We start from the raw sequence: 21,000 nt of genomic DNA on the forward strand, positions 1-21,000 counted from the left end.
AACGCCAGCTCATACATGGCTTCCACCACCTTGTACATGCCCCCCATGGGGGCCCTGGTGGGTGCGTCGGCAGCGCTGGAAATTTCGGATATCCCCTTTGCCGGTCCGATTGCAGCGGTGCGCGTGGGCCGAATCGGTGGCCAGTTTGTGGCCAATCCCACCATTTCCGAAACGCTCCTGAGCGACATCAACATCATTATCGCCGGTTCCCGCACCGGCGTGGTTATGGTTGAGGGTGGCGGCGATGTGGTCAGTGAGGCGGATATGCTCGAAGCCATCTTCTTCGGCCACCGGGCCATTCAGCCCCTTATCGACATTCAGGCCCAGTTGAAAGCGGCTTCGGGCCGGGCCAAGCGGGTCTTTGCGCTACCTGAAAAGGACCTTGCCCTAGTGGAGATGATCAGCCAAAAGGCTACCGCAGCGTTGCGTGAAGCCTTGACGGTTCCTGAAAAGATGAAGCGCTACGAAGCCTTACGGGTTGCAAAAAACCAGGTCGTGGAATCCCTGGGAGAATCAATGGCGGACCGGCACGCTGAAATCGGGGCCATCCTCGGCGACCTTCAGAAACAGATCTGCCGGGACATGATTCTCAAGGAGGGCCGTCGAATCGACAACCGCCGGTTCGACGAAATCCGCCCCATCACCTGCGAGGTGGGTGTGCTGCCGCGACCCCATGGAAGTGCCCTGTTCACCCGTGGCGAGACCCAGGTGCTGGGTATCCTGACGCTGGGATCGGGTGGCGATGAGCAGCGGGTGGAAACACTCAGCGGTGAGGAGAACCGCCCCTTCATGCTGCACTATAACTTCCCCCCCTACTCGGTGGGAGAGGTCAAGCGGATCGGGTCTCCCAGCCGCCGGGATATCGGCCATGGCGGCCTCTCTACCCGTGCCCTAGAAAGAATTCTGCCGGACAAGGAGGATTTTGACTACACGATCCGCATTGTCTCCGAGGTGCTGGAGTCCAATGGCTCCTCATCCATGGGAACGGTTTGTTCCGGCACACTGGCGATGATGGACGGTGGTGTGCCCATCAAGGCGCCCGTTTCGGGCATTGCCATGGGTTTGGTCAAGGAGGGTGACCAGGTGGTGATTCTCTCGGACATCCTGGGCGACGAAGACCACACCGGTGACATGGACTTCAAGGTAGCCGGCTCCGCCGAGGGTATCACGGCGCTGCAGATGGACATCAAAATCCACGAACTTTCCCGTGAGATCCTGCAAAAGGCCATGGACCAAGCCAGAACGGGTCGACTCCACATCCTGGATAAGATGCTTCAGGCGCTGGCAACGCCCCGGCAAGGCATTTCTCCCTTTGCGCCGAAGATCATTTGTATTAAAATCAACCCGGATAAAATCCGCGACATTATCGGCCCCGGCGGCAAGGTCATTCGCGCCATCCAGAGCGAAACCAACACCAAGATCGAAATCGACGACAGCGGCCTGGTAAAAATTGCCGCCACTTCCGCCGAAGACGGTGATGCTGCACGGCTGCAGATCGAATCCCTGACCATGGAGCCCGAAGTCGGGGCTACTTACGAGGGCAAGGTTGTCAAGACCACCGATTTCGGAGCCTTCGTTCAGATCGTTCCCGGTACCGACGGACTGGTGCACATCAGCCAGCTGGCCACCCACCGGGTTGGCAAGGTCACTGACGTGGTCAAAGAGGGCGACACCCTTAAAGTCAAGGTGCTGGAAATTTCCAAGGACGGCAAGATCCGACTCAGCCACAAGGCCGTTCTGGAAGAGGACCATGAATCCGGCGGTCAATAAGACCACTTTGGAAAACGGGGTCCGCATTGTTTCCATGCATATGCCCCACGTGCGTTCGGTCTCCATGGGGGTCTGGGTGCACGTGGGCGCCCGCGACGAGACCGACACCGAAAGCGGGCTATGTCATTTCATTGAGCATATGATTTTCAAGGGCACCGCCCGTCGCAGCGCTTTCCAGATCGCCAAGGAATTTGATGCCATCGGCGGGCAGACCAATGCCTTTACCGCCATGGAGCACACCTGCTACCATGCCAAGGTGCTGGATACCCAGCTGGAAACCATGGTGGACATCTTCTGCGACATTTTTCTCAATTCGGTTTTCGATGCAAGGGAAGTGGCGCGGGAACGGCCGGTGATTTTCCAAGAGATCGGCATGATTGACGACAGCCCCGAAGAGTGGGTTCACACCATGATGGGTCCGGCCATGTGGGGGACCCATCCTCTGGGGCGATCCATCCTCGGTACCCGAGAAAACATCCGGAAATTCAACAGCCAAGCTATCAAACGCTTTTTCAGCCGTCTCTACCAGCCTGACCGCATCGTGATCGCCGTGGCCGGAAATGTAATGCACGACCGTTTTGTACAGATGGTGGGGCCTGTCTTTGCAACCATCGCGCCGGGTAATGGTTTTTCACCGCGCAGCACCCCCACGGACGGTTGTGAAATGACCCGCAGACACCGCGATCTGGAGCAGACGCATATCTGCCTGGGCATGCGTGGGGTCTCGGTGACCGATTCACGCCGGTTTGCCGCCGCTTTGCTAAACACCATCGTCGGGGGCAACATGAGCTCACGGCTTTTCCAGACCATCCGCGAAGAGCGGGGCCTGGCCTACACGATTTATTCGTTTCTGACCTCCTACGCCGATACGGGCATGTTCGGGGTCTATACCGCAGTTGAACCCAAGCACGCGGGTGCCTGCATCGACCTGATCATGGACCAGCTGCGGCAATTGAAAAGGACCCTAGTTTCCGCAGAAGCGCTGCGTGATGCCGTCGCATTTACCAAAGGCAATCTGTTCATGGCCGAGGAGAATCCGGACAACCAGATGGTTCGGCTGGCCCAGAACGAATTTTATTTCGGCCGGCACGTTCCCATGCAGTCGGTGATCGAGCGTATCGACGGTGTTTCTGCGGCTGATCTGTTTTCCTTGGCCGAAGAACTGTGGGGCAGCGGCAAGGCGGCCTTGACCATGCTGGGGCCCCATGTTGACGGAACCGACTTTTCCGGGCAGCTGGCCTTGTAGTGCATCGGAGCTTTATCGCTCCGTTTTTTTACCCTACGCGAATCGCCACAATCGAAGACGGCCTATGACCACGTCGCCCCGCATTGATCTCCTCAGGCTGGACCCTGCTAAAAATAAGGACATTCCACTGCCCCGTTACATGACTGCGCAGAGTGCCGGCATGGACATCTGCGCCGCCCTGGAAAAGGATCTGGTGCTGGCCCCCGGTTCCATCTGCCTGGTGCCCACCGGCTTTGCCATGGCGCTTCCCCGGGGATTCGAGGCACAGATCCGGCCGCGCAGCGGGCTGGCTGTCAAACACGGGATCGGCATTGTCAACGCACCGGGAACAGTTGATGCCGACTACCGTGGAGAAGTAAAGATCGCCCTGATCAACCTGGGGCGGGCGCCGGTGACGCTGAAACGGGGGGACCGCATCGCCCAGATGGTGATCCAGCAGGTCTACCAGGCCCGGATCAATGTCGTTGAACAACTCGACGATACGGATCGCAGCCTGGGCGGTTTTGGGCATACGGGCCGATGAATATGGCCAACTGCGCTGAACGAAAGGTATTGGACCCAGGCAATGCATCCCGGCTGTCGGTTTGCGTTCTGGCCAGCGGGAGCCGGGGCAATGCCACCTATATCTCTGATGGTCAAACCGCCATTTTGATTGACGCCGGTCTTTCCGGGGTGGAGATCCAGCGACGGATGGCCGCTAAAGGATTGGATCCAAGCCGTCTGGATGCCATCCTCGTTTCCCACGAGCATGCCGATCACATCCAGGGTGTGGGGGTGCTCTCCCGCCGTTTTGGTCTGCCCGTGCACATCAGTGATGCAACCCGGCAGGCTGCCGGGTCTGTTTTGGGCAAACCGTTCGGGATATCGCCGTTTATCTGCGGTCATGCGTTTGCCATCGGCAGCCTTGCCGTGCACCCATTTTCCATTTCACACGACGCCGAAGATCCGGCAGGCTTCACGATTTCGTGCAATGGGGCCAAGGTAGGCCTGGCAACTGACCTGGGCATTGCCACCGGAGTGGTCAAAACGCACCTGGAAGCCTGTGACATTCTAATTCTCGAAGCCAATCATGACTCCCAGATGCTGATTGACGGGCCCTACCCGTGGCCTCTGAAACAACGCATCCGCGGCCGCAGCGGCCATCTTTCCAACGACGACACCGCGCTGCTGCTGGGCGCCCTCCAGCATGACCGGCTGTCCCATGTGATCCTGGCTCACTTGAGCGAGGAGAACAATTTGCCGGAAAAAGCCAGACAAGCGGTTCAGGCCGTTCTTAACGGCGGCGGCGTCAAGCTGCACGTGGCCTCCCAGACTGCAGGCAGCGGTGTTCTGACCCTGCGATAGTTCCCATGGACCGCCAAAATCAAATCAGAATCTCGACTGGGGTTTTTCCACGCATCCGGCCATGCGCAGAGGTTGACAAAGGTCAGGCAGGTGTTTTCGCTTGGACCGCGATCTGGCTGTTGATGAAATCGATGAATGCGTGGCCTAATGGGGAGAGGCTTCGGTGGCGGTGATGGGTCAGGTAAAAGGCCCGTCTGAGATTCAGACCGTCAATGGTCAGGGTTTTTAAACGTCCCGCGGCAACGTCGTCGGACACGGCGATGGATGAGAGAATCGATACACCCATACGGTTTTTGATTGCCTGGCGAATCGCCTCGGTGCTGCCGATGCGGGCAACCACATTCAGATCGTTGAAGATCAGACCCGCCTCTGAAAAACTGGTTTGAATGGATTTGAGGGTTCCCGATCCTTGCTCACGAAGAATAAAGGGTACCGTAAACAGCTGTTTGGTTGTGACCCGGTGCCTGTTCGACCAGCGGTGATCGGCCGGCACGACCAGGCACATTTCGTCTTCCACCAGATGGGTCTGCAGAATGCTGGCATGGGTGGAAACGGCACCCACGACGCCCAGTTCCAGATTCCCGGACAAAATCGCCTCGATGATCTGTTGGGTGTCGGCGATGGAGAGGCTGACGCTGACTTCAGGAAAGCGCGTGGTAAATGCGCCCACGATTGCCGGCAGCACGAAGGCACCGGGAATCGTGCTGCCCCCCAGATCCAGGCTGCCTTTGACCTTGCCTTTGAACTCGGACATGGCACTTTCAACTTCGTCGCGCAGGGAGATCAATCGTTTGGCATAGCGGTAGAGCAAACGACCGGCCTTGGTTGGCAGCGCCTCCTTGGCCAAACGATCGATCAGTCGGCAGTCGAAATGATCCTCCAGGTCCTTGATGTGGCTGGAGACAGTGGGCTGGGAAAGGTGCACCGCCCGGCCTGCCCGCGAAAAACTCTTGAGGTCCACAACTTTGCAGAAAATATGAAGCTGCCATAAATCCATGGTGGCCTATGATCCGAATTTGGCTTTGATTCGACGGTTTACCTCTGGTGGAACCATGTCGGAGACGTCCCCGCCAAAGCGGGCTGCCTCCTTGATGATCGATGAGCTGGTAAAGATCCAGCGCAGCCCGGTCATGAGAAATACGGTTTCAATCTCACGGTTGAGTTTTCTGTTCATCAGTGCCAGCTGGAATTCATATTCGAAATCGGAGACCGCCCGCATGCCCCTGAGCACGGCGATGGCATTGCTTTTCTGGGCACAGTCCACCAGCAGACCGTCGAAGGTGTCAAAGGCGATGCCATCGATGCCCGACATGGACTCTTCGAGCATCTCCAGCCGTTCCTGGACAGTGAAAAGTGGCTGCTTGCCCGGGTTGTTCAAAATTGCGATGATGATCCGGTCAAATAGTTTCAAACCGCGTTTGGCGATGTCGATGTGTCCGTTGGTGACAGGGTCGAAGGATCCGGGATAGATGGCGGTGCGTTGCATGAGGACTCCCAGCAGTTGACTGCGCAAAAGAAACCCATCAGGAAGGTGCGGCCTGCCGGGGATCGTTTATAGCATGGCATCCACAAATGAAACAAGGGTTTTCCCGAACCGACGCTGGTCAACCAGGGTCAGGGAGCCGTCCCTGAGGGTGATGGGCTCGCGGGTGCTGTGTTCGATGACGATGTGGGTATGACGGGCCATTGCCCCGCAAAATGCCAGGGCGGCTAACGCGGGTGCCACGGCATTGATCCCATAGGGGGGATCCATAAAAACCAGGTCGAAGGCCTGTTGCTGGGGCCTTAAACAGTTGAGGTTCTTGAGGATGTTCCAGTGGATGACCCGGCTGCGCTCGTCCAGGCCCAGCTTCTGGATGTTGCACCGGATGGCGGCAAGGGCCGGTTTTGCATGATCAACGAAGACGGCGGATACCGCCCCGCGGCTCAGGGCCTCGATACCCAGGGCACCGCTTCCCGCGAACAGATCCAGAACGCGCTGGTTCACGATGCGGCCGGCCAGGATATTGAACACCGATTCCTTGATCCGGTCAGCCGTGGGTCGGGTTGCCATTCCGGCCGGAGCGATCAACCGCCGGCCTTTCAAGGATCCGCTGATGACCCTCATCCCTTGCTCTTTGCCAGCACTCTTTTGATTTGACTCGGCTTGACCCCGATGGCTTTTGCGGTTTTGCCCACATCGTTGTCGTGGGCGGCTAGTTTCTTGCGGACATAGGCGGCTTCAAAAGCCATGCGGGCCTTGTCCAGGCCATCAATGGAAAAGAGTTCACCCACGGCCGTTTTCGGATCCGACAGGCTGGCCGGCAGGTCCTTGATGGTAATGGCATCATTTTGAACCATGATGGCCAGCCGCTCGATGAGGTTCTTCAGTTCGCGAACGTTGCCCGGCCAGGTGTATCGTGTGAGAATCTGCATGGCATCGGAGGCGATTGTCTTGCGTTTTTCGCGGTTGCTGGTGGCGGCCTCCGCCAGAAAAATTTCCACCAGAGCAGGGATGTCTTCGACCCGATCCCGCAGGGGCGGGACCTCGATGGGAACCACGTTGAGGCGGTAGTACAGGTCTTCTCTGAAGGATCCGTTGGCAATTTCCGCCTCCAGATCCTTATTGGTGGCTGCGATGACGCGGACATCCGTGGTCAGCACCCGCCCGCCCCCCATGCGCTGAAATTTTTTCTCATCCAGGACGCGCAGGATTTTGGCCTGGGTGACCAGGCTCATATCTCCGATTTCGTCCAGGAAGATCGTACCGGTGTTGGCCAGCTCGAATTTGCCGCGTTTTTTGGTGCTTGAGCCTGACAGGGCTCCTTTTTCATGACCGAATAACTCGCTCTCGATGAGGGTTTCAGGTATGGCAGCGCAGTTGACATCGATCATCGGGGATTCGGCGCGGGGGCTCAGCTGGTGAATGGTTCTTGCGACCAGCTCCTTGCCGGTGCCGTTCTCTCCTTTGATGAGCACCCATGATTGTGTGGGGGCAACCGCGGCAATCTGTTTATTGAGTGTCTGCACGGGTTGGCTGCTGCCACTGATCGAGTGTTTCTCGATGGTTTTTTTGCGCAGATAGCGGTTTTCCTCCTCCAGGCGGCGGAAGTTGAGTGCGTTGTTGATGGCAACGATAACCTTGTCGATGTTCAGGGGTTTTTCGATAAGGTCGTAGGCGCCCAGTTTGGTGGCTTTGACGGCGGTCTCCACATTGCCATGGCCGGTGATGATGATAACCGGCAGGGCGGAATTGCTTTTCTTGACCTCTTTCAACGTTTCAATGCCGTCGATGCCTGGCATCCAGATGTCGATCAAGACCAGGTCCGGTGCCTCCGCGTCGATAATTTTCAAGGCTTCATAACCATTGTTGGCGGTGATAACCTCAAACCCCTCATCGGTGAGCAGTCCGCTGAGGGACTGCAGAATCGAGGGTTCGTCGTCGACTATCAATATGGTCGGAAACATCAAGGATTTCCTTTCTCGAAGCTGTGGTTCAGTGGCGGCCGGCAGGTTTGTCGAAAGATTCGAGGGATTCGTAACGGCAACGCTTCTACCGGCGGATAGTGCCGTCGGTCGGTTTGCCAGCGCGGTTTAAACGGGCAGTTCGATGACAAATTTCGCCCCTTTGGGCAGGTTGTCCTGCACCCGTATCATACCATGGTGGTCAGTGACAATGGAGTTGACGATGGTCAGGCCCAGCCCCATGCCGGCCTTTTTGGTTGAGAAATTGGGTTCGAACAACCGGATCTTGTTTACGTCGGCGATGCCCGTGCCGTCATCGGCCACTTCCAGGCGGACCAACTTCAAAATGGGGTCGTAAGCGGCTGTGATCGTAATGTGTCCCTGGTTGCGGACGGCGGCCACGGCGTTGTCCACCAGGTTGATCATGGCCTGTTTGAACTGCTGCCGGTCCAGGCTCATCTGGGGGATGTCGTCCCCGATCCGGGAATCGAAGACGATATCCGGATGCCCCTCCCGATAAAGGGAGACCGTCTCTTCGATGATGGGCGAAAGATGGCAGGGCTTGGGATCTGCCGTGGGGAAACGGGCGAAAGTGGAGAACTCATTGACCAGATTGCGGATCAGGTCGACGTGGTCGATAATCATACGGGTGCACTCGTCGAATACCGGCTCGTTGATTCGTTCTGAATAGCGCCTTTTGAGGCGCTGGGCAGACAAGCTGATGGGCGTGAGCGGGTTTTTGACTTCGTGGGCGATGCGGCGGGCCACTTCCCGCCAGGCGGCCATGCGCTGGGCCTTCTCCAGTTCCGTGAGGTCATCGAACACCATGACGATGCCCATGGGGCCACCTTGTTCGTCCTTCAGGGCATTGACGTAAACGAGAAATGTTCGCGCCTGGCTGTTTACCATAACCCGCAGGGGAATTTCCAGCGTCTGATCCCGCACCGACGTGACCCGATCCATGATATCATCGGTAAACTGAAGGTGCTCGGTGGCCAGTAAGCCTTCATAATGCTTGTCTAAAATTTTAGCGGCGTCGATATAAAGCATGCGCTCCGCCGACTTGTTGAAGGTGGTGATGATGCCATCGGCGTCCATGGTGATGACACCGGCGGAAACATTTTTCAGTACGATCTCCATGTACTGCCGCCGTGCCTCGATCTCCAGGTTCTGTTCGGTGAGTTTTCTGGCGGACAACTCCAATTGCTGGCGGCCGGAACGCAGATCCCGTGTCATCTTGTTGAAGGCGTCAACCAGGCTGCCGATTTCATCGTCTGCCGCGATGCTGTCGATGGTGACGGTGAGATCCCCTTCGGCGACCCGCCGTGTGCCTTCGGCCAGGTCCATGATGGGTATGGTGATGGTCTTGGCCAGATAGAAACCGAACCACACCGCGCAGAAGATGACCAGCAGGGCCACGATTGACAGGGTGATGTAATAGGTGATCTGAATGGGATTTTTCAGCAGCTTGATCTGTTGATATTCATCGAACCCTCTGGAGATGGATTCCATGTTTTCCGCCAAATCCGGGGGGATGAAGAGGCCTATCACCACATAGGCGTCAGTCGCTTCGGGGGCGGCGCCAAAGGGCACCGTTCCGATGGTCCGAAGCAGTTCGCCGTCGCCCAGGATTTCAGTGAAGGTGCGCACGTCCCTTTCGCCGGCATCCTTGACAAAAGCACTCGGGGGCGCCGTCTCGATGGCGACGTTCTCCAGGTCTATTCCCAGGGCATAGGTGAGACGGTTGTAGTTGGCTGAATAGACCTCAACCGCGTCGAGATCGAATTCGCGCTGAACCACCTGAATGTAATGGTTGAGCTCCTTGATTTTATCCGGATCGGTCATGCTCTTGCGCTGGAGCTGATAGGAGATCCGCTCCAGAAAAAATCGGTGACGGTTTTCGTTCTCCCGGTAGTACTTTTGACCTACCAGAAGGGATTTTTCCAGGGCCTGTTCCACGGGAACGGTGAACCAGAATTCGATGCTGTTGGTGATGAAGTTGATCGAAAAGAAAAACAAGATGATCGTGGGCAGCAGGGACAGGGCCACAAAGGCCATGACCAGGCGGGTCCGCAACCGGCTGCCCATGACTTTGCGGCGACGGGTATAGAGCAGTTTGACCAGGTTCCGAAAAACCAGAAAGATCAACAGTATCAGCAGCAGCAGGTTGATGTTGATCAGGATGAACATCAAGATGGTGTTGGAGACCGGGATGCCGGCACCGAAGTTGATCACCCGGTTTTCCACGAGGGTGAGCAGCGCCACCACGACAATGATGGCAGCGATGAGCACCACTTCGCGTTTTCGGCGTTTGCGTTCTTCTTCCGATAGGATCGGTTTTGGCGTCGGGCTGCGTTTACCGAAAATCATGGGGGCGTTTGTGAAAAACGGTTAGTTAGTAGATAAAATCGATGGTGTACCAGTCGGTTTCAAAATCCCACAGAGAGAGAAAAAAAAGCACATAGTGCAGATAATAGGGCAGTGTTATCCGACTGAGTTTTGCCTTCGCCTGAATCTGGTATCGGTCGCCCTTTTTCAACAGCTCCAGGGGAACCACCTTCAGGCTGTCGATCTCGGTCATCAGCTTTTTGGCCGTGCCGAAGGACTGAACGACGACGGGACTGCCGCTGTCCCACGAGCGGGACACGGCATACTCTTTTTTCAGGCTGTTGTACTTGATGGTGTGGGTGATGGTCAGATCCGCCAACTCCTTGTCGAACCACATGCCGCGGGTCCGGTACAGATTCACGAAAAATGAGAATGAAGCCGGCACGCCGTTTTTAACGGCCTCCTCCATCTTGGGGGTGAAGGCCCCCTCCACCGACAGGTACACCAGCAGATCATCCCTGGTGTTGGTGACGATTATATTGGTGAGTTGGGCATCCCTGGCCATGGCCAAACCATGGAAAGAGATGCAAAGGATGCTCAACGCGAGAAAACCGGTAATCCGCTGACCGCATGGTTGCATGGACGTACCACTGTATTTCCCAGGTAAATGTTAACGGCTTCTAAATAGAAGAAAATAATAAGAAAAGAACATACCGGAACCGTTGAAAAATGGCAAGGTGTTTTGCGACGGGTGCAGGGGGCATGGACCCGTTTTAGGTCGGATCCGTGGCCAGTGTGCAGGTTTCCCAGGAACCCTTATTTTTGAAGAACATCTCCAGGAAGGCATGGTTGAAGGCGTGGCCGGATCTACTGGCCACAACATGTCCCATGATGGGCATGCCGATCAGGGAAAAATCTCCAATACAGTCCAGGGTCTTGTGGCGAACGAATTCATCCGCGTAACGCAGCCCGCCCTCGTTGAGCACCCGGTTGCCGTCGATCACCACGGCATTGTCCAAAGAGCCGCCCCGGGCCAGACCGTAGCGCTTCATCATTTCCACCTCGTGGAGAAAACCGAAGGTCCGGGCCGAGCAGATCTCTTTCTCGAATGTTTCCCGGCCAATCACAAAATCGCATGTCTGGGTTCCGATGAGCGGGTGATCATAGGCGATGGTGCAGGTTATTCTGAATTCATCCGCCGGGTAAACCGCCACCGACTTACCGTTTTCAGCAAGGCAGATGGGTTCATTCACCTTGAAATAGTATTTGCGCCCCTCCTGGTGACAGGTTCCCGCTGACTTTATCATTTCGGTGAAGGGGCCGGCGCTGCCATCCATAATCGGCAATTCATAGGCGTCGACTTCGACAACGGCGTTGTCAATGGACATACCGGTGAATCCGGCCAGCAGGTGTTCAACTGTGGAGACGATGCAGCCTTCGGCACCGATGACGGTGGCCAGGCTGGTGTCCACCACATTGTTGAAATGGGCGGTGACGCCGGGCTGGTTGGGAAGGTCGATGCGTACGAAACGGATGCCGTGGTTGACCGGTGCCGGCTTGATGGTAAGGTTCACAGTCTTGCCCGAATGAACGCCGATACCGGTGCAACTCGCCGGCTTGCGGATGGTTTGCTGGTGGTGTTTCATGTTCTATGTCCCGAAAGGCAGCAATCAACCCAAGCCGGCTGTCTGGGCCGTAACGTCATTTTTCAAGGTCATGCGCGGCCGATTCCCACCAATTGTTCTTGTCTGGTTGACAATGCCCGTTTAATCGACGGGTGTTGCCTGATGGCACAGGCTTTTCGACAATCTTAATCACCTGGCTTCCTTTTGACAACAATTAATTGCCATGCCCATTTATTTGCGTTTTACATACAAAAACGTTGTTCTTGCCCGGCGGGATTGATATACATCCGACCACGCATGTTGCGTACGACGCAATCGGGTTTTTTCCGGGAGGTGGGATTTGCTGGCCAGGGTGCTGAGCAGTGCAGTCATCGGCATTGATGCTTATCTGGTTGAGGTGGAAGTGGATATCGCCCAGGGGCTGCCGACGTTCACAACCGTGGGGCTTCCCGAAGCGGCGGTCAAAGAGAGCCGCGAGCGCGTCAAATCCGCCATCACCAACTCTGGCTACACGTTTCCGGCGGATCGGATCACTGTAAATCTGGCACCCGCCAACATCAAGAAAGAGGGAACAGGCTTTGACCTGCCCATGGCACTCGGGATTCTGTCCGCCACCGGTATCCTTCCCGAAAAATCCATCTCCGCGTACCTCTTTTTGGGTGAGCTTTCTCTGGACGGACGGATCAAACCGGTCAACGGTTCACTGCCGATGGCGATTGCGGCACAAAGGGCCGGCTATCAAGGCATTGTGGTTCCCGCGGAAAACGGCAAAGAGGCGTGTGTGGTAACGGACCTTTGTGTCTATCCGGTCCACACCCTGGGCCAGGTCGTGGATTTCCTCAGGGGGTTTACGTCCATTCCTCCCCAAAAGACGGATTTGAGGGCCGTGTTTGATGCCCCTGATTGTTCGGGGACGGATTTTGCGGAAGTGATGGGGCAAGAGCATGCCAAGCGTGCCCTGGAAATCGCTGCAGCCGGCGGCCATAATGTGATTATGGTGGGTCCCCCCGGTTCGGGCAAGACCATGCTGGCCCGGCGGATTCCCACGATTCTGCCGCCCATGTCTTTTGCAGAGGCCATTGAAACCACCAAAATCTTCAGCGTCGTGGGGATGCTGGACCGGGAGCAGCCCCTGGTGACCCGGAGGCCTTTCCGTTCGCCTCACCACACCATCTCGGATGCGGGTCTCATCGGCGGTGGCCACATCCCCAGACCCGGGGAGGTGAGCCTGGCCCACAACGGCGTTCTTTTTCTGGATGAACTGCCCGAGTACAAAAAAAATGTGCTCGAGGTGCTGCGCCAGCCCCTCGAAGATCTTCAGGTGACTATTTCCCGGGCGGCATCCACTTTGACCTATCCGTCCAGCTTTATGCTTCTTGCCGCCATGAATCCATGTCCGTGCGGCTTTTTCACCGACCCGCGGCATGCATGCCGCTGCACCGCCCACCAGATCCACCGCTATCGATCTAAAATTTCCGGACCGCTGCTGGATCGCATCGACATTCACATCGAAGTGCCTGCCGTTCCCCACAAAGACCTGATGATCAACGCTCGCAGCGAAAGTTCAGCGGCCATCCGCCTACGGGTGGTTGCCGCGCGTAAGATCCAGTCCCAACGGTTCCAACGAACAAAAATTTACGCCAATGCCCAGATGGCCAGCCGCCACATCCGGTCCCACTGCCGTATTGGGGATGATGCCAGCAGCGTGCTGGAGGCGGCCATTGACCGCCTGGGACTGTCGGCCAGGGCCTATAATCGCATATTAAAGATTTCCCGGACGATTGCCGATCTGGATGCCATGGACCACATTCAGATTCACCATGTCACCGAGGCCATCCAGTATCGCAGCCTGGATCGTGCCAGGCGTGATCACTGACCCCTGACCGGTTGGGGTATCGACCCGCAGCTTTGATTGTGGAGTGACTGCCGTGAAGATTAGGCCCCCACTGTTGCTGTTGCTTGGCATGTTGGTTCTTTTTGGGCCGCTGATCGATTCCGCCAGGCCGGCCTCCCGGGATTGCCGCTCGGAGAACACGGCCAATATCCTTCGCTTTGGGGTTCACGTAAGCGGAATAGGCAATCTTGACCCCCATTTTGCCGCTGGCTCCCAGGACCGGGCCCTCGCAGACATGCTTTTCAATGGGTTGCTGCGCTATCAGCCGGGAAACGCACCCAAAATAGAGCCGGATCTGGCTGAACACGTCCCCGGGTTTGAAATGGTCGGTGGTCAGCAGGTGTGGACCGTCAATCTGCGCAAAGGGGTTTTTTTCCATCCCGGACCGATGACCGCTGCCCATGAATTGACCGCCGACGATGTGGTTTTTTCCCTTCAAAAGTCAGCCAGTCGCGAGTTTTGCGCCTATGCGGGAGAATATGAGGGCATGTCCGTTGTTCCGGTGGATCGCTACACGGTTCGCATCATTGTGGAAAAACCCCTGTCCGCGATTCTTTTCCTGCCCAAGCTGACCAATTATGCCGGGGGTTTTATCGTCAGCCGGCGGGCCATCGAAACCATGGGGTATGATCGCTTCAAGCAGCATCCGGTGGGAACCGGTCCTTTTATGTTCAGCCACTACACATCCGGTGGAAATTTGTTCCTGAAAGCCCATGGAAGTTATTTTCGGGGCCGGCCGCTGCTTGATGGCGTTCAGTTCCATTTCATGCCTGAAATCGGAATGCGTGAGTCGGCCTTAAAAGACGGTCGGCTGGATGTGATCATGGGCTCAGGAGAGAAAGGCTGGGTTGAAAAGATGACCCAGGAGCCAGAGATAGCGGTCGATACCCATGGTGTCGGCGAGGTGGCGACCATCTACCTCAACACCAAGATGAAACCGCTGGACGATATTCGTGTTCGTCGCGCGATTGCATATGCATTGAACCGAAAGGGGTTTTTGAACACCACGAGCAAACGCTTCGTAGGCAGCGTTTTTTCCCCGGTGCCGGCTGAATTCCTGCCTGGCGGATTGACGCAGGCCGAAGCCGAACTTTTAAAATTGACTTATGATCAGGATCTTGCCAAAGCTAGGCAATTGATGGTTGACGCCGGCTATCCTGGCGGGTTTACGCTCGACCTGGTGACCTCGGAAAAGCGGCTTTACCGAACCTATTATGAGGAAATGGGCCGGCAGCTGGCGCAGATCGGCATCGACTGCCGCATCAGCGTTGAGACCCATTCAACCATGCACAGGCGGATTCGCCGGGAACCGCTGCCGATTGTGGTTTATGTCGCCTGGCGCCCCAATGCGGATGCCTATTTAAGCCGTTTTTTCCATTCCGAAGCCATTGTCGTAAGCGGCTCCAAACCGGACACCAATTTTTCCCGTTACGATAAAGCCGACCAGCTGATCGAGGCGGCCCGGCTGGAGATCAATCCGAAAATGCAGACCGGGCTCTGGGTGCAGGCCCAGATCCTGATCCTGGATGATATGGCCGCATTCCCGATCATGACCACCAAACAGTGTTATGCCCGCAGTTTGTGTGTGGAATATGGACACCCGTTGGTTTCAACCATGGCCCTGTATCCCCAGTTTACCGAGAATACCAAGCTGAACCGGAACCCGTAGACCAGGCTCCACGGCCAACTTCAGATAGGGAAAAACCGATGAGCACCTATTCCAAAATCTTGCTCACCACCATTCCACTGGTTTTTGTGCTGCTTTTATCCACAGTCGGCATCGCCTATCACTTTTCACGCGCGGCCCTCACCGAACTGGCTGAGACCTGGCTGGCCACGCGCCTCTCGGAAGCCATTCAGGTTGCTGTCGGGCATGATGCCATGCTTCGTCGCTATGGTCTGGAGGATATCCCTGCCAGCATCGCCAAAGCGAAGATGGACGCCGGTGTGGCCATGTCGGCCATCGAGGTAGGTAAACAGGGCACCATATTCGCCATCGATCGGCAGGGCACCATCGTCATGCATCCGGACCCCGCCAGGGTGGGACAAGATGTGCGTCAGGAGGTCTGGTTCAAACAGCTCAAACCCCAAAGAAAACGCCTGATCCATCTGACACCGGCGGGCAGGAACCTGGCCATGGTCGACTTTTTCGAGCCATGGGAATGGTACATACTGGCCAGCGACCCTGAACGTGAGGTATACGGGGTGGCCAACCGCATGCAGCCCTATCTGATCGGGCTGGGGATCAGCGGCTTTCTGGTCATGGCCGTGGTGCTGATGCTCTTGACCCGCAAACTTACGCACCCCCTGAGGCTGTTGACCGTTGGTGTGGAGCGGATCGGCAATGGCAACCTCGACACCCGTGTTTCGATCCGTTCGCAGGATGAATTCGGCCGTGTTGCACGGGTATTCAACCAGATGGCCGACCATCTCCAGGAGACGTTGACCGCTCTGCAGCAACGGGAAGCGCACTTTAGATCCCTGATCGAAAATACATCCGACATCATCGCTATTGTGGATGTTCAAGGGTGCATGACCTACCTGAGTCCCTCCATCGAGCGAATACTCGGTTATCCACGGGACACGTTGATGGGCCGGTGCGCCTTTGATTTTGTCCATCCCGATGACCTGGATCATGCCCGTGCCCTGTTTGACAGTCGTCTTTGCGACGATCACATGCAGGGGCCATCGGAAATCCGCTTTCGCCACCACGACGGATCATGGCATACCCTCGAAGCCACCAGCAACAACCTGCTGGACAATCCGGCGGTGCAGGGCCTTGTGGTCAATGCCCGCGACATCACCCAACGAAAAAATGCCGAGGCGGCCCTCCAACTGTCCCATGACCAGTTGGAGGAACGCGTGGCCCAGCGCACCGCCGAACTGTTCGAGGCCAATGCGCGACTGCGGGGGGAAATCCAAGAGCGCGAGCAGATGAGCCGCGAGAAGGAAAGGCTGCAGGACCAACTGGTCCAGTCCCAGAAAATGCAAGCCGTCGGAACATTGGCCGGGGGCATCGCCCATGACTTCAACAACCTGCTCATGGGCATCCAGGGCAATGCGGAGCTCATGGCCCTGGATATGGGACCGACCCATGTCCACAGCGACCGGCTTGCAACCATCCGGGACTGTGTGCAAAGTGGCGCCAGACTCACCCAGCAGCTGCTCGGGTTTGCCCGCATGGGCAAATACCAGGTCAAACCCACCGACATCAATGCGCTGATTCGAAACAGCATCGATATGTTTGGACGAACCCGACAGGAATTAAGAATCGTTCAGAAGTACCAGGAAAATGCCTGGACGGTGGATGCGGATCAAGGCCAGATCGAACAAGTGCTGCTGAATCTGTTTATCAATGCATGGCAGGCAATGCCCGACGGCGGTAACCTTTGTCTGGAAACGGTCAACGCCATCCTGGAAGAAAAACAGGTATCGTCCCATGGTGCCGAGCCTGGACGATATGTTAAAATCGTCATCACCGATACCGGGACGGGCATGGATGCGGCCACCATGCAGCGAATTTTCGACCCCTTTTTCACTACCAAGACCATGAATCGGGGGACCGGGCTGGGCCTGGCCTCCGCCTATGGCATAGTCCGTAATCACGGTGGTTTTATCGATGTGCACAGCACGGTGGGACACGGTACGACCTTCAGCATCCATTTGAGAGCGTCCGACGCACAGCCGGCCGATGCAGATGAGCCGCAGGCACCTGCGCGCGAAGGAAGTGAAACAATCCTGCTGATTGATGACGATGTTATGATTCTTGACGTGGGCAAGGCCATGCTGACCGCGCTGGGTCACAAGGTTCTGACGGCCAGAAGCGGCAAAGCGGGCCTTGCGCTCTACCGCAAGCATCGGGACCAGATCCGTCTGGTTATTCTTGACATGATCATGCCGGATCTGGGGGGCGGTCAGACGTTCGATCAATTGAAGGCCATCGACCCCGGCATCAACGTGCTGCTTTCAAGCGGATACAGCATCAATGGCCAGGCTTCCGCAATTTTAAACCGGGGGTGCGACGGTTTCATTCAGAAGCCGTTTAACCTGCAGTCGTTGTCCGAAAAGATCAGAACAATTATTGACGCGTCCGTGTAGAACCGAGCGCAAGGCGTGTGCTGCCGCCTTGCCGCATTTCTGGAATTATGTTTTCAACCCGATTCAAATGGGATGCCGGCATCCACCCGCTGAGTGCAGCCATGCAGGCCAAGGTGGCCGGGAACCATGACGTCATCGATCTCACCGATGCAAACCCGACGCGGACCGGCCTGGTATTCGCCGATACAACCATCCTCTCCTTTCTGACACGGGCCGAAGCCGTGGTCTATGAACCTGCCCCGCGGGGGTTACAGGCGGCACGGGAGGCGGTTTCCCGATACTACCGAGAGCTTGGGGAAACCATCGACCCGGATGACATCCTGCTGACCGCCGGCACCAGTGAGGCATACGGTTTGTTGTTCAAGCTGCTGGCCGACCCGGGCGACGAGATCCTGATTCCCCGGCCAGGTTATCCGCTGCTTTCGCATCTGGCCGGATTTGAGGGCCTCACCTGCCATTCCTATCCGCTGCGCCACCAAGCCGGAAGGGGCTGGCAGGTCGACCTGAATCTGCTGGAGGCCCTGATAACCGTCCGGACAAGAGCTGTGGTGGTGGTCAACCCCAACAATCCGACCGGCAACTATGTCAAGGCGGAGGAACTGGCGGCCATCGATGCCCTGTGCCGGCGGCACGATATGGCCCTGATCGTTGACGAAGTCTTTGCCGATTTTGCGGGAAGCGCGGCGCTGCAGCATGCCAGAACCGCCTTGAACCGTACCACGGTGCCGACCTTCGTCCTCAACGGGCTTTCCAAGAGCCTCGGGCTGCCCCAGATGAAGCTGGGGTGGATCGTGATCGGTGGCAGCCGGGAGGGGGTGATTTGCGCCCGGTCCCACCTGGAAACCCTGATGGATTTCTACTTGTGTGTGGCGACGCCGGTGCAGGTCGGTCTGCCGCAGATGCTGGCCCGGCGGAGTGACATTCAGCGCCGGATTGTCGCCCGCATCGATGAAAATTCGCGCTTTCTGGCGGCTCGGGTGCAACGGGCGGGCAACATGGGACTGCTGATTCGTGAGGGGGGGTGGTATGGGGTGCTGACGATCGATGACGCCATTGCCGATGAGACGCGTGCCCTGGAACTGCTCGAACGTGACAATATACTGATCCACCCGGGCATTTTTTACGATTTTTCCCGGGAAGGGTTCGTGGTGCTGAGTCTGCTGCCGGAGTGCGGGCGTTTCCGCACCGGCATCGACCGGTTGATCCGGCGGTACGGCCACGCCACCTCGGCTGCTCGGCAGGGATGAAAATCGATTTCAACGGCGTGCGTGTTCAGGGTTCAAATCAGGGGTCAGTCATCGGAATTCTGCTGCCAACCCGGGACCCGTTTAATATTTCAGGGTCAGGCCGGTCATCTGGCAGCACAGCGGGTATCTGCGCCACGCAGGTGTTGTCTCTGCCGCGTGCAGCATGTTCTGCCACCCGAAGCATCCGCGGCACTGGCATCCGTTCAGGATGCACGGGGGTGGATTCCCTTTTCTGATAATCCTGGGGCCTTGGGGTCGACTGCCTGGCTGGGGTCGTTTTTTGATCATCTGTTGGAAACCGTATCCTTTGCAGGTATGTTGCGCGATCGGCCTTGAAAAGTCAACCACCCCTTGATCGGCGGCGGTCGGTGAACTATAGATAAGCCCGTAAGCCGCTGATCGGTGAAACCGGCGGATGCCGGGTGCAACCTACGGGATCCGATCCCCTTTGGTGGGTATCGCGCCCGTTTCACCCTGTGGACCAACCCACCGCGCGCAGCGGCAGACGCCTCTGCCTCGCGGTTCAACAAGGAGCGTCTTCCATTGTCAGTCGCACCTGCAAGCGCTGGTTTCTTCGATGTGGTTATTGTCGGCGGGGGGCCTGCCGGCCTTTTTTCCGCCTATTACCTCAGTGAACATGCAGACCTGAAAGTGCTGCTTCTGGAGCGGGGCAAGGGGCCCCTCAAGCGTGTCTGCCCGGTGACCGACCGGCAGTACTGCACCCAGTGCCGGCCCTGCAACATCTTGTGCGGAATCGGCGGGGCCGGCCTGTTTTCCGACGGTAAACTCAATTTCATTCACAAGCTGGGCAAGACCGACCTGACCCAGTTCATGCCCGTCTCCAATGCCCAGGCCCTGATTGACGAAACCGAGGCCATCTTCAACCACTTCGGCATGGATGGCCCGGTCTACCCCACAGACATGGACCAGGCCAGGACGATCAGAAAACTGGCCAAGCGGTTTGGCATCGACCTGTTGCTGATCAAGCAGAAGCATTTGGGCAGCGACCGACTGCCCGGCTACATCGCCGCGATGACCGACCATATCAAGTCCAGGGGCGTGACCATCCATACCTCCGAGGAGGTGAACGCGGTCAGGGTCGAAAAGGGCCGGGTGGTCGGGGTTCAAACCAGCCGAGGGGAGCACCGCTGCGACAACGTGATTCTGGCTCCGGGACGGAGCGGGGCGGACTGGATGGCCCGTGTGGCGCAAAAACTGGGCATCGGCCTCACCCAGCGGGGCATCGAGGTGGGGGTGCGGGTGGAGGTGCACAACGACATCATGCAGGACCTGTGCGACGTGATCTATGACCCCACTTTCTTCGTCCAGACCGGTAAATACGATGACCAGACCCGCACCTTCTGTACCAATCAGGGCGGCTTTGTCTCCCTGGAAAGCTACAGCGACTTCGTCTGCGTTAACGGCCATGCCTACCACGATCGCAAATCCGCCAACACCAACTTCGCCTTTCTATCCAAGGTGGTACTGACCGAGCCGGTGACGGACAACCAGGCCTATGGCGAGGCCATCGGGCGCCTGGCCACCCTCATCGGCGGCGGTAAACCGATCCTGCAGCGTTTCGGCGACCTCAAGCGCGGCCGCCGCAGCACCTGGAACCGCATCAGCAAGGGTTACATCGAGCCGACCCTCACCAATGTGGTGTGCGGTGACATCGCCATGGCCCTGCCCGAGCGCATTTTGACCAACATCATTGACGGGCTGGAACAATTGAACGGCGTCGTGCCGGGGGTGTCCAACGACGAAACCCTGCTCTATGCACCGGAGATCAAGTTTTTCGCCACCCAGGTGGAGACCTCCCCGCAGCTGGAAACCCTGGTCAGAGGCATGTATGTGGCCGGCGACGGTCCCGGCGTGGCCGGCAACATCGTCTCGGCGGCCGCTACGGGTCTGATTCCGGCCAAGGCCATCCTGGAAAAGGAGCCACGGCCTGATAAATGACGGGGGCACGGCGCCCCATGTCGTCCGATTGAACCCACGAAGAAA

General features: G+C 57.3%; 16 protein-coding genes. 9 read left to right on the forward strand and 7 right to left on the reverse strand.

Annotation, left to right across the window (positions count from 1 at the left end; translation table 11 throughout):
- From pnp to R6V78_RS17745, 4 genes are all read left to right on the forward strand, one after another.
- The coding region (gene pnp / locus R6V78_RS17730) for a polyribonucleotide nucleotidyltransferase (protein ID WP_410290715.1) at nucleotides 1-1,770 on the forward strand (1,770 nt) is incomplete at its 5' end.
- Nucleotides 1,751-3,016, forward strand: coding sequence for a M16 family metallopeptidase (locus R6V78_RS17735; RefSeq protein WP_410290716.1), 1,266 nt, complete (start codon nucleotides 1,751-1,753; stop codon nucleotides 3,014-3,016). The genes pnp and R6V78_RS17735, both read left to right, overlap by 20 nt.
- Nucleotides 3,017-3,080: 64 nt before the next feature.
- Nucleotides 3,081-3,539 (forward strand): dUTP diphosphatase, encoded by a 459-nt coding sequence (dut, locus tag R6V78_RS17740; protein WP_410290717.1) that lies wholly within the window; start codon nucleotides 3,081-3,083, stop codon nucleotides 3,537-3,539.
- 29 nt (nucleotides 3,540-3,568) lie between these two features.
- On the forward strand, nucleotides 3,569-4,360 hold the full coding sequence (locus tag R6V78_RS17745) for an MBL fold metallo-hydrolase (protein ID WP_410290718.1): 792 nt from the start codon (nucleotides 3,569-3,571) through the stop codon (nucleotides 4,358-4,360).
- A gap of 82 nt (nucleotides 4,361-4,442) precedes the next feature.
- Here the strand turns inward: R6V78_RS17745 and R6V78_RS17750 are convergent, their stop codons facing one another.
- The 7 genes from R6V78_RS17750 to lpxC all read right to left on the reverse strand — a co-directional run bounded on the left by R6V78_RS17750 (nucleotide 4,443) and on the right by lpxC (nucleotide 11,778).
- On the reverse strand, nucleotides 4,443-5,357 hold the full coding sequence (locus tag R6V78_RS17750) for a selenium metabolism-associated LysR family transcriptional regulator (protein WP_410290719.1): 915 nt from the start codon (nucleotides 5,355-5,357) through the stop codon (nucleotides 4,443-4,445).
- A gap of 6 nt (nucleotides 5,358-5,363) precedes the next feature.
- Nucleotides 5,364-5,846 (reverse strand): pantetheine-phosphate adenylyltransferase, encoded by a 483-nt coding sequence (gene coaD, locus R6V78_RS17755; RefSeq protein ID WP_410290720.1) that lies wholly within the window; start codon nucleotides 5,844-5,846, stop codon nucleotides 5,364-5,366.
- Between the two features lie 66 nt (nucleotides 5,847-5,912).
- On the reverse strand, nucleotides 5,913-6,467 hold the full coding sequence (gene rsmD / locus R6V78_RS17760; RefSeq protein ID WP_410290721.1) for a 16S rRNA (guanine(966)-N(2))-methyltransferase RsmD: 555 nt from the start codon (nucleotides 6,465-6,467) through the stop codon (nucleotides 5,913-5,915).
- Nucleotides 6,464-7,807 carry a sigma-54-dependent transcriptional regulator gene (locus R6V78_RS17765; protein WP_410290722.1) on the reverse strand — a complete coding sequence of 448 codons (1,344 nt, stop codon included), beginning with the start codon at nucleotides 7,805-7,807 and terminating at the stop codon, nucleotides 6,464-6,466. Before R6V78_RS17765 ends, rsmD begins: the two co-directional genes overlap by 4 nt.
- A 126-nt stretch (nucleotides 7,808-7,933) precedes the next feature.
- Nucleotides 7,934-10,174: an ATP-binding protein gene (locus tag R6V78_RS17770; protein WP_410290723.1), complete on the reverse strand. Its 2,241-nt coding sequence runs from the start codon at nucleotides 10,172-10,174 to the stop codon at nucleotides 7,934-7,936.
- Nucleotides 10,175-10,199: 25 nt separating this feature from the next.
- A complete protein-coding gene (locus tag R6V78_RS17775; RefSeq protein ID WP_410290724.1) occupies nucleotides 10,200-10,772 on the reverse strand; it encodes a DUF4390 domain-containing protein in 573 nt (190 codons plus the stop codon).
- A 133-nt stretch (nucleotides 10,773-10,905) separates the two neighbouring features.
- Nucleotides 10,906-11,778 carry a UDP-3-O-acyl-N-acetylglucosamine deacetylase gene (gene lpxC / locus R6V78_RS17780; RefSeq protein ID WP_410290725.1) on the reverse strand — a complete coding sequence of 291 codons (873 nt, stop codon included), beginning with the start codon at nucleotides 11,776-11,778 and terminating at the stop codon, nucleotides 10,906-10,908.
- Between the two features lie 319 nt (nucleotides 11,779-12,097).
- Between lpxC and R6V78_RS17785 the strand changes: the two genes are divergently transcribed.
- The 5 genes from R6V78_RS17785 (at nucleotide 12,098) to R6V78_RS17805 (ending at nucleotide 20,955) form a co-directional block, all read left to right on the forward strand.
- Nucleotides 12,098-13,633: a YifB family Mg chelatase-like AAA ATPase gene (locus R6V78_RS17785; protein ID WP_410290726.1), complete on the forward strand. Its 1,536-nt coding sequence runs from the start codon at nucleotides 12,098-12,100 to the stop codon at nucleotides 13,631-13,633.
- 52 nt (nucleotides 13,634-13,685) lie between these two features.
- Nucleotides 13,686-15,320 (forward strand): ABC transporter substrate-binding protein, encoded by a 1,635-nt coding sequence (locus R6V78_RS17790; protein WP_410290727.1) that lies wholly within the window; start codon nucleotides 13,686-13,688, stop codon nucleotides 15,318-15,320.
- 38 nt (nucleotides 15,321-15,358) lie between these two features.
- The gene (locus tag R6V78_RS17795) at nucleotides 15,359-17,749 is read left to right on the forward strand and encodes a PAS domain S-box protein (protein ID WP_410290728.1); all 2,391 of its coding nucleotides are present in this window, start codon (nucleotides 15,359-15,361) and stop codon (nucleotides 17,747-17,749) included.
- A gap of 47 nt (nucleotides 17,750-17,796) precedes the next feature.
- Complete coding sequence (locus R6V78_RS17800) at nucleotides 17,797-18,996, forward strand: pyridoxal phosphate-dependent aminotransferase (protein ID WP_410290729.1); 1,200 nt, start codon at nucleotides 17,797-17,799, stop codon at nucleotides 18,994-18,996.
- A gap of 543 nt (nucleotides 18,997-19,539) precedes the next feature.
- Nucleotides 19,540-20,955: an NAD(P)/FAD-dependent oxidoreductase gene (locus tag R6V78_RS17805; protein WP_410290730.1), complete on the forward strand. Its 1,416-nt coding sequence runs from the start codon at nucleotides 19,540-19,542 to the stop codon at nucleotides 20,953-20,955.
- The last annotated feature ends 45 nt before the right edge of the window (nucleotides 20,956-21,000 follow it).

Source organism: Desulfosarcina sp. (assembly GCF_046496365.1).
Taxonomy (GTDB): Bacteria; Desulfobacterota; Desulfobacteria; order Desulfobacterales; family Desulfosarcinaceae; genus Desulfosarcina.